Origin of the sequence: Brevundimonas sp. (assembly GCF_044239655.1) — a bacterium.
Taxonomy (GTDB): Bacteria; Pseudomonadota; Alphaproteobacteria; order Caulobacterales; family Caulobacteraceae; genus Brevundimonas.
In genome coordinates, this window is record NZ_JBIIAY010000131.1 from 1 (window position 1) to 8,232 (window position 8,232).

Here is an 8,232-nt window from a genome sequence, read left to right on the forward strand (position 1 = left end):
TGCAGGACATCGCACGCGGGAAAGCCCGCACGGCGCGGGCCGGACGGGGCGATTTCAACTTATTGATAAATATGAAGAAAAACGATGGCGGACAGAGAGGGATTCGAACCCTCGGTAGGCTTTCACCTACACACGCTTTCCAAGCGTGCGCGATCGACCACTCCGCCACCTGTCCGTTCCACGATCGGCCCGCGGGCCTCGTCGAGCCGCCGGATGGTCGTCCGGCGGGAGGCGAGGCTGATAGAACAGGCCGGGGCGCTGGGCAAGCGCCGGATCGCTCCCCATATGGGAGGAAATCGATTTATCGACCCTGCACGACCGGAGAACCCCATGCTGTTCCGAAAGAGCCACGACCTGCCGACCGCCGAGACCGCCCTGCCGGGGCGCTCCACGCCCTTGCCCACGGACGAGGTCCACTTTGTCACCGGCCGGTCTCTGAAGGGGCCGCATCCGGACGGGATCGAGGCGGCGATCTTCGGCATGGGCTGTTTCTGGGGCGTGGAGCGGAAGTTCTGGACCCTGCCGGGCGTCTGGGTCACGGCGGTCGGCTATTCGGGCGGGATCACACCCAACCCGACCTATGAAGAGACCTGCACCGGCCTGACGGGCCAGGCAGAGGTCGTCCAGGTGGTCTTCAACCCCGGTGAAATCTCCTACGCGGAGCTGCTTAAGGTATTCTGGGAGGGCCACGACCCGACGCAGGGGATGCGCCAGGGGAACGACGTCGGCTCGACCTATCGTTCGGCCATCTACTATCTGAACGATGACCAGAAGGCCCAGGCCGAGGCGTCGCGTGACGCCTATCAAAGCGCGCTGGCCAAGGCGGGCAGGGGGGAGATCACGACCGAGATCGCACCGGCCGGGCCGTTCTACTATGCCGAGGGCTACCACCAGGGCTATCTGGCCAAGAACCCGGCTGGATATTGCGGCATCGGCGGGACGGGCGTGGTCTGTCCGATCGGCGTCGGCGTCGAGGCCTGATCAGATGGACCGAGCCGCGATCGGCAAAGTCTGCCTGGCCCTGCCGGGCGCGACCCTGGACCACCCCTTCGGCGATCACCACGACGCCTATCGCGTCGGCGGCAAGATGTTCGTCATGGTCGGCCAGGAGGGCGGGGTGTCATTCAAGGTCTCGGACATTGCCTATGAGGTCTTGACCGAGACCGGTCGCGCCCGGCCCGCGCCGTATCTCGCGCGCGCGAAATGGGTGAACCTTCCCGATCCCGAGGCGGCCGAGGGCTGGACGGACGCGGATATGGCCGACCATTTCGCGTCGGCGCATGCGATCGTGGCGGCCCGGCTGACGAGGAAGGTCCGCGCCGAACTGGGCCTCTAGCCGCAGAAGTCGAAGAAGCGTTCGACGTTGGCGAGGGTCCCGGGGTGGGCGACGAACATGTCCCGCCGTCCGTCGTGCAGAGACGCCATCCAGCCCAGTCGCCGGAAGCGGGCGAACACCGGCAGGTTCGCCCTGGCCTCGGCAGTCAGGATGCTGCCCTCATGCAACTCCGAAGGCTCCGCCCCGGCCTTGAACCTTTCGGTATCGCCGCCGGATTCCAGATGAATGTCCCGGGGGGCCTCGGCGATGGCGAAGATCTCGAGCTTGCCGGTGCGGGCCGCGCACGACAGGCCCATCTGGATGTCGTCGCTGGCTTCCATACCGAATACCAGCTGCGCCTGCCCCGCGTCCTCGTGATAGAACCAGTCATAGCTGTTGACCGGCTTGGGGGCCGAACTCGCCGGCAGGGACGCTGTCGCGGGCGCAGACGGGCCGACGGTCGAACAGGCCGCGACCGTGAGGACCCCGATCGACAAGCACACGGCGGTGGCGGATCGTTTCATCTTGCGCATCTTCGGGGTCATCCGCCGCAAAGGTCGGCGAAGCGGCGCAGCTTGGCAAGGTCGCCGGCGTCGATCTGGATGACCTGGCGCGCTTCGCCGACCGTCATCGACAGGGTCCCGCTGGCCGAAAACCGGCCGAAGACGGGATGATCGGTTCTCAGGGACGCGACGACGGCCTGGTCCGCCCCGGGGCCTGCCTCCGTCGTTGCCGACTGGTCTCCCGAGGTCACGGTGGCGAAGCCGGGTTTCAGCGTCGATTGGTAGACCGACACGCGCGCTATGCCGGATCCGGCCGAACACTCCAGCGTCGTGCGCAAATCAGGCGTATCAGGGCGTTCATTGGCCAGAACGATCGGACCGGAACCCTCGTACAGGGTCCACGTCCAGGCCGGAGCCTGCATCGCCAGGACGAGTGCCGCCAGAGCTGCTGTCGAGATCATTCGGCCCGCCCCCGTGGCCCGAAATCAGGCCTGCTTTCGCGCACAATAGCCCAGAAACTCGGCGATGGCGCGCCGTTCGACTGCGGTGGCCGACACCCTGTGAACGCCGCCTTCGCCGTGAACACTGATGCGCCCGTCCTCGACAAGGCTGCGCAGGGGGCTGTCCTTCACGGCGATCCGCGTCTCATCCATGGGCGAGAGCGCAACAGCAGGGGTGACCGTGGGACGGACGTCGCCATAGACAGCGGCTGTCGCGTCGCCGGGCGCGCAGGTGACCATCATGGCCAGTTGGTCGGAGTTCGCCACGCCGTAAGCCAGTTTCGCCATCGCGCCCTCGTGGCTGACGTGCCAGCCCAGACCGGCCTGGCTGCTGTGTTCGACGGGGCTGGACGCCGCCTCGGCCATCGGTTGGGTCTTGGCGGCAAACGCTATGAGGCCGAGGGCGGCGACGGCGGGGATCAGGATCTTGAACATGGCAGGGTCTCGCGTTCGTCGATCAACGCAAGAGCTACGGCGGAGTTCACGGCTCGGCTTAACCTTCGTTAACGACCGCCCCTTGTGTGACGAATTTATCGCGCGTTCGGCGAACGCGGACTCGCCGAGGGTGCGCCTCCTCAGCAGCTCAACGTGGTCTTGGCGAGTTTGGTGATAAGACTGAAAACTTGACGCGTTTCCTGGTCGGTTTGGTCCCGGCCATGGCAAGTCAGAACGGACTGAACCGCTCGACCAGGGACTGGGCCGCCGGGGTTGCCTGGACCCGGCTGATGTCGCCACGGCCGCCGTAGCTGATGCGGGCCTCGGCGATCTGGGTGTGGCTGATCGTGTTGGCTGCGGTGATGTCCTCGGGGCGGACGATGCCGGCGACGGTCAGCTCGCGGACCTCGCGGTTGGTGCGCACTTCCTGCCGACCCTGGATGACCAGGTTCCCGTTGGCCATGATGTCGGTGACGACGGCGGCGACGGTCAGGTCGACCTTCTCCGAACGGCTGACGGATCCGGAGCCGGACGCATTGATCTGGCCTTGGGTCCCGACCAGATTTCCGGGATCGAAGCCACCGGGGAAGGCGCGGCCGAGGCTGTTCTCGAGGCCGAAGAAGTTCGTGACCCCGCCCGACGCGTCGTTCGAGCGCGCGCGGTTGGTGGCGTTCGAGGTCTGGGCGCTGTCGTCGATCGCGATGTTGACAGTCAGGATGTCGCCGATGTGGCGCGCGCGCTGGTCGCCGAAGAAGGTGCGGGCCCCGGTGCGCCACAGGCTATTGGCGCTGGCGGCCATCCGCCCGTTCTGTTCGGCGCGGATCGCGGCCTGCTGTTCGGGCGAGGGCTGGTAGACCTGACTCTGCGGCACCAGGGCAGCCGGATAGCCAATCGGGGCCAGTTCGGGGCCACGCACGGCCTCGATGGCGGTGGAACAGGCGCCCAGCGACAGGCTGGCGGCGCAGGCGGAGAGGATCAGGGTCTTGCGCATGGAGGTCAGGTCCTTAGCGGGAGGCGATGAGGGCATTGGCGCGCGCCGCCAGAGCCCGTGCAGATTGGGCGGCGGGGCCTGCGATGGCGCGGCCAGGGCCGGTGGCGATGGCGTCGATGGTCTTGGACGAGGTCGTGTTGAGCACGGACACCGGCTCACCGATCGCGGCGGCCCGGGTCGCACGGCCGGTGACGGTCAGGCGAACCCCGCCGACCTCATAAGCCACCTCGATCATATCGTTGCGGGCGATGACCTGGGGGGAGGCGAGATCGCGCGAGGCGACGGCCGCTCCGGCCCGCAGCGGCCGTTTGGCCGACAGCCCGATGGCCTGTTCGGCGTCGCGAGGGCCTCCGGCGGTCGCCAGATGGGCCTGGACCGTGGTCCAGACGACGTCCTCGGGCTGGATGATATCGCCCGTCGCGATGTTGCGGGCATAGGTCAGAACCTCCGCCGTGGCACCCGGCCGCGCTGCTGCTGGGGCACCGGGCGAAGCCGAAGCGGCCACGGGCGACGCCAATCCGGCGCGCACGACCACGCGACCGAGATTACGCGGATTGTCCCACTGAAGTCCCGAGCGCAGCGCTGCAGCCTGAAGCTGGCCGGCGTCGAAGACCACCGAAGGCCCGGCGCGCGAGGCCACGACGACGTTTGCCGCCGAGCCCGCTCCATCGAACAGGTCGCCCAAGGTGACCCGGCCGTCTTCGTCGACTGGATTGGTCTTGAGCGTGACGGGTCCGGCCAGCGCCGATCCCACAGCCAGCAGCGACGCCGTAGCGCCGATGAGGAGGGAAAGCGCGCGCATCAGCTCTTCACCTGCGAGGCGACCGACATCATTTCGTCGGCGGTCTTGATGACCTTGGAGTTCATCTCATAGGCCCGCTGCGCCACGATCAGCGAACTGATCTCGGACACCGCGTCGACGTTGGACGATTCCGTATAGCCCTGCAGAAGTTGCCCATAGCCCGGCTCTCCGGGGGCGGCGACAGAGGCCGGACCGGAGGCGGCGGTTTCCATCAGCAGGTTGTCGCCGACCGCTTCTAGCCCCGCCTCGTTGAAGAAGTTGGCGATCTCCAGCTGTCCCACCACCTGCGGATCGGTCTGGCCGTCGATCGTGGCCTGGACCTCGCCGGTCTTGGAGATGGTCACATCGACCGTGTTCTGGGGGATCGTGATGGCCGGCTCGATCGTATAGCCGTCCTCGGTGACCAGATTGCCTTCGGGGCTCAGCGAGAAGTTGCCGGCGCGGGTGTATCCGATCTCGCCGGAGGGCAGGGTCACCTGGAAATAGCCCTTGCCGTCGATGGCGACGTCATAGGTGTTGTCGGTGCGGCCCGGCGTCCCCTGTTCGGTGATCCGGTAGACGCTGCCCGCCTTGACGCCCAGACCCACTTGGATGCCGGTGGGCACGACGGTGCCGGCGCTGGACGACTGGGCCCCCATCCGCTCGACGTTCTGGTACATCAGGTCCTGGAACTCGGCCCGCTGCCGCTTGAACCCGATCGTGTTCATGTTTGCGATGTTGTTGGAGATGACTTCGACGTTCAGCTGCTGGGCAGCCATGCCGGAAGCAGCGGTTCTGAGGGCACGCATTATTTTGGGTTCCTATCGCTCGCCGCGCGGCGGCTTGCTGCTTGAGGAAAGGCGGATTGAATACGGGTCATCAGCTGGCTCGACCCAGCCGCTCGACTGAGCGGCGGGACAGGTCGTTGACGTTCTCGATCATCTTCGAGACGCGCTCATAGGCGCGGCTGATCTCGATCATGTTCGTGATCTCGATCAGCGGGTTGACGTTGGAGCCTTCCAGGCTGCCTTGATGGATCTTGGCCCCGGCCGCCTCGATGGGGTCCGTGTTCGACCGGTTGCGGTACAGGCCGTCACCGTCTTTCGACAGCGCCGACAGGGTCTCGAACCGGGCGAGGGACAGTTTGCCGACCAGCAGGCCGCCCTGCGAGATCGTGCCGTCGTCACCGACCGTGACCTGACCCCTCGCGGGATCCAGGATGATGTCGCCGCCGTCGCCCTGAACCGCGTCGCCGGCCTTGGTGACCAGCTTGCCTTCGGGGTCGAGCGTGAAGGCCCCGTCGCGGGTGTAGGCGTCGCCGTTTCCATCATTGACGACGAAGAAGGCCCCTTCGCCCTCGATGCCAAAATCGAGGTCGCGGCCCGTCTGTTTCAGGGCGCCCTGGCCGAAGTCGCGGCCGACGCCGTTGTCGAGCACGAAGCTGGCGCTGGGCCGGATCGCCTCGTTGCGGGCCCGCTCGCCGATCTCTGCGCCGACGAGCAACTGCTCGACCTTGAAGCCGGTCGTATCGGCGTTGGCCATGTTGTTCGCCACGATGTCCAGCTCGCGACGGAGCGTCATCTGGCGGGACAGGGCGACGTAGGCGGCGTTTTCCACGGTGAGCGAGCTCCTTCGTAGAGGGCTACGCAACGACCGTGCCAACAAGGTTAATGCAGGCGCGGCGGGCTTTTGAGAGTCATCACCGGCTTCGGTACCCGGTAGGATTTGCCGGATTTCAACGCCCCGTTAACCAAACCGGCCGCATCTGGACGCTGGAATCATCCGGGGCCTCCATCCATGCTGAAGCTGGGCAAGAAGAAGAAGGCGGACGCCGGCGACTCCGCGACTGCCCTGGCCGTCGCCGAGGGTGCGGAGGGAGATGCCCCGCCGGCCAAGAAGAAGATTCCTCTGCTGTTCATCATCATACCTGCGGCCCTGCTGGTGCTGGGCGGCGGTGGCGGCGCGGCCTTCTTCCTCTTGTCACCCAAGCCCGCGGCGGCGGAAGGCGAGCACGGCGAGGAAAAGGCCGACGACCATGGGGCCAAGAAGGAAGAAAAAGGCGGCCACGGCGAGAAGAAGGAAGGCGGCCATGGCGCGGCGGCGGGTGCCGAGGGCGAAGCCGGCGCAGGAGTGATCGCGGAGGGTCCCGACGGCGTGACCTTCTACACCCTGGCCCCCATGACGGTGAACATCCAGTCGCCTGACGGTCGGCCGACCTATCTGAAGCTCAAGCTCACGCTTGAGATGCACGACGCCGATCTCGCTTCGACCCTCCAGGCCGAGGCTCCCCGGATGCAGGACATGTTCCAGGGCTTCCTGCGCGAACTGCGCCCCGAAGATCTGGCAGGCTCCTCGGGCAGCTATCAGCTGCGGGCCGAGATCCTGCGCCGCGTCAACCTGATCGCGGCACCATCCAAGATCGACGCCGTCCTGATCGAAGAGATGCTCGTTCAATGAGCGATGTGGGATTTGCAGACACCGATCCCTCGGCCTCCGACGAGTTCCGCTCGCCTGGCTCCGAACGGGTTCTGAGTCAGGACGAGATCGACAACCTGCTGGGGTTCGATCTCGGCGACGGCGACGATTCCGAACGGTCCGGCATCCGGGCCATCATCAACTCGGCCCTCGTCAGCTACGAGCGGCTGCCGATGCTTGAGATCGTCTTCGACCGCCTGGTGCGGCTGATGACGACGTCCCTGCGCAACTTCACCTCCGACAACGTCGAGGTCAGCCTCGACAACATCTCCTCGATCAGATTCGGCGACTATCTGAACTCGATCCCCCTGCCGGCGATCCTGGCCGTGTTCCGGGCCGAGGAGCTGGACAACTACGGCCTGCTGACGGTCGATTCCAACCTGATCTATTCCATCGTAGACGTGCTGCTGGGCGGGCGTCGCGGCACGGCGGCCCTGCGGATCGAGGGGCGGCCCTACACCACGATCGAGCGGGTCCTGGTCCAGCGGATGGTCGAGGTGATCCTGGCCGACGCTCAGGCCGCGTTCGAGCCCCTGACGCCGGTGCATTTCAATCTGGACCGGCTGGAGACCAATCCCCGTTTTGCCGCCATCGCGCGGCCGGCCAACGCCGCCATCCTGGTCAAGCTGCGCATCGACATGGAAGACCGGGGAGGGCGAGTCGAGCTGCTGCTGCCCTATGCGACGCTGGAGCCCATCCGCAAGATGCTGCTGCAGCAGTTCATGGGTGAGAAGTTCGGCCGCGACAATATCTGGGAAGGCCACCTGGCCACCGAGCTCTGGACCACCGACACCGAGGTTCGGGTCGTTCTGGACGAGCAGCAGGCGCCCCTCTCGACGGTACTGAACCTGAAGGTCGGCGACACCTTCATGCTGAATGCGACGCCCGACAGCGACGTTTCGATCCGCTGTGGCCCGATCCCGGTCACGACCGGGCGGATGGGCCGCAAGGGCCAGCATATCGCCATTCGCGTGGAGGGTCCGATCAGTGTCGAGGCCGCCAACAGTCTGACCCGGGGAAAGCGCTGACATGACGGGCATCATTCTCGACTCGGTCCTGATGCTGCTTCTGGTGGCTGCCCTGGCATACGGGGTTCGGCTGGAAAAGAAGCTGACGACCCTGCGTGCCGGCCAGCTGGCCTTCGCCAACGCCGTGACCGAGCTGAACCAGGCCGCCGGCCGCGCCGAAAACGCCCTGGTCAGCCTGCGCCAGTCCGGCGAGGAGGCCGACAT

General features: G+C 66.3%; 12 protein-coding genes and 1 tRNA gene. 5 read left to right on the top strand and 8 right to left on the bottom strand.

The window, feature by feature from the left end:
* Positions 1 to 85: 85 nt before the first annotated feature.
* Positions 86 to 175: transfer RNA gene (locus ACILQR_RS14195), tRNA-Ser, on the bottom strand.
* Between the two features lie 155 nt (positions 176 to 330).
* On the opposite strand from ACILQR_RS14195, the gene msrA reads away from it, so the two are divergent.
* Together msrA and ACILQR_RS14205 are read left to right on the top strand one after the other, a co-directional pair.
* A complete protein-coding gene (msrA, locus tag ACILQR_RS14200; protein ID WP_395652044.1) occupies positions 331 to 981 on the top strand; it encodes a peptide-methionine (S)-S-oxide reductase MsrA in 651 nt (216 codons plus the stop codon).
* Positions 982 to 985: 4 nt separating this feature from the next.
* The gene (locus ACILQR_RS14205) at positions 986 to 1,336 is read left to right on the top strand and encodes an MmcQ/YjbR family DNA-binding protein (protein WP_395652045.1); all 351 of its coding nucleotides are present in this window, start codon (positions 986 to 988) and stop codon (positions 1,334 to 1,336) included.
* Here the strand turns inward: ACILQR_RS14205 and ACILQR_RS14210 are convergent.
* From ACILQR_RS14210 to flgF, 7 genes are all read right to left on the bottom strand, one after another.
* Positions 1,333 to 1,839 (bottom strand): hypothetical protein, encoded by a 507-nt coding sequence (locus tag ACILQR_RS14210; RefSeq protein WP_395652046.1) that lies wholly within the window; start codon positions 1,837 to 1,839, stop codon positions 1,333 to 1,335. The genes ACILQR_RS14205 and ACILQR_RS14210 overlap by 4 nt on opposite strands.
* Positions 1,840 to 1,856: 17 nt before the next feature.
* Positions 1,857 to 2,279: a hypothetical protein gene (locus ACILQR_RS14215; protein WP_395652047.1), complete on the bottom strand. Its 423-nt coding sequence runs from the start codon at positions 2,277 to 2,279 to the stop codon at positions 1,857 to 1,859.
* Between the two features lie 24 nt (positions 2,280 to 2,303).
* The gene (locus tag ACILQR_RS14220; RefSeq protein ID WP_395652048.1) at positions 2,304 to 2,753 is read right to left on the bottom strand and encodes a hypothetical protein; all 450 of its coding nucleotides are present in this window, start codon (positions 2,751 to 2,753) and stop codon (positions 2,304 to 2,306) included.
* Between the two features lie 229 nt (positions 2,754 to 2,982).
* Positions 2,983 to 3,744: a flagellar basal body L-ring protein FlgH gene (gene flgH / locus ACILQR_RS14225; protein WP_395652049.1), complete on the bottom strand. Its 762-nt coding sequence runs from the start codon at positions 3,742 to 3,744 to the stop codon at positions 2,983 to 2,985.
* A 13-nt stretch (positions 3,745 to 3,757) separates the two neighbouring features.
* Positions 3,758 to 4,546: a flagellar basal body P-ring formation chaperone FlgA gene (gene flgA, locus ACILQR_RS14230; protein WP_395652050.1), complete on the bottom strand. Its 789-nt coding sequence runs from the start codon at positions 4,544 to 4,546 to the stop codon at positions 3,758 to 3,760.
* A complete protein-coding gene (gene flgG, locus ACILQR_RS14235; RefSeq protein ID WP_271144402.1) occupies positions 4,546 to 5,334 on the bottom strand; it encodes a flagellar basal-body rod protein FlgG in 789 nt (262 codons plus the stop codon). Before flgG ends, flgA begins: the two co-directional genes overlap by 1 nt.
* A 70-nt stretch (positions 5,335 to 5,404) precedes the next feature.
* The gene (gene flgF, locus ACILQR_RS14240; RefSeq protein WP_395652051.1) at positions 5,405 to 6,142 is read right to left on the bottom strand and encodes a flagellar basal-body rod protein FlgF; all 738 of its coding nucleotides are present in this window, start codon (positions 6,140 to 6,142) and stop codon (positions 5,405 to 5,407) included.
* A 180-nt stretch (positions 6,143 to 6,322) separates the two neighbouring features.
* Here flgF and ACILQR_RS14245 point away from each other — a divergent pair, with 180 nt between their 5' ends.
* The 3 genes from ACILQR_RS14245 to ACILQR_RS14255 all read left to right on the top strand — a co-directional run.
* Positions 6,323 to 6,982, top strand: coding sequence for a flagellar basal body-associated FliL family protein (locus tag ACILQR_RS14245; RefSeq protein ID WP_395652052.1), 660 nt, complete (start codon positions 6,323 to 6,325; stop codon positions 6,980 to 6,982).
* Positions 6,979 to 8,028: a flagellar motor switch protein FliM gene (gene fliM / locus ACILQR_RS14250; RefSeq protein WP_395652053.1), complete on the top strand. Its 1,050-nt coding sequence runs from the start codon at positions 6,979 to 6,981 to the stop codon at positions 8,026 to 8,028. The genes ACILQR_RS14245 and fliM overlap by 4 nt, the downstream gene beginning before the upstream one ends.
* A gap of 1 nt (position 8,029) precedes the next feature.
* On the top strand, positions 8,030 to 8,232 hold a 203-nt coding region (locus ACILQR_RS14255), incomplete at its 3' end, for a DUF6468 domain-containing protein (protein ID WP_395652054.1).

Coding starts and splice junctions, on each gene's coding strand:
- ACILQR_RS14215 (WP_395652047.1), bottom strand. CDS start 2,279: ATGATCTCGACAGCAGCTCTGGCGGCACTCGTCCTGGCGATGCAGGCT.
- msrA (WP_395652044.1), top strand. CDS start 331: ATGCTGTTCCGAAAGAGCCACGACCTGCCGACCGCCGAGACCGCCCTG.
- ACILQR_RS14210 (WP_395652046.1), bottom strand. CDS start 1,839: ATGAAACGATCCGCCACCGCCGTGTGCTTGTCGATCGGGGTCCTCACG.
- flgH (WP_395652049.1), bottom strand. CDS start 3,744: ATGCGCAAGACCCTGATCCTCTCCGCCTGCGCCGCCAGCCTGTCGCTG.
- flgG (WP_271144402.1), bottom strand. CDS start 5,334: ATGCGTGCCCTCAGAACCGCTGCTTCCGGCATGGCTGCCCAGCAGCTG.
- ACILQR_RS14205 (WP_395652045.1), top strand. CDS start 986: ATGGACCGAGCCGCGATCGGCAAAGTCTGCCTGGCCCTGCCGGGCGCG.
- flgA (WP_395652050.1), bottom strand. CDS start 4,546: ATGCGCGCGCTTTCCCTCCTCATCGGCGCTACGGCGTCGCTGCTGGCT.
- fliM (WP_395652053.1), top strand. CDS start 6,979: ATGAGCGATGTGGGATTTGCAGACACCGATCCCTCGGCCTCCGACGAG.
- ACILQR_RS14245 (WP_395652052.1), top strand. CDS start 6,323: ATGCTGAAGCTGGGCAAGAAGAAGAAGGCGGACGCCGGCGACTCCGCG.
- ACILQR_RS14220 (WP_395652048.1), bottom strand. CDS start 2,753: ATGTTCAAGATCCTGATCCCCGCCGTCGCCGCCCTCGGCCTCATAGCG.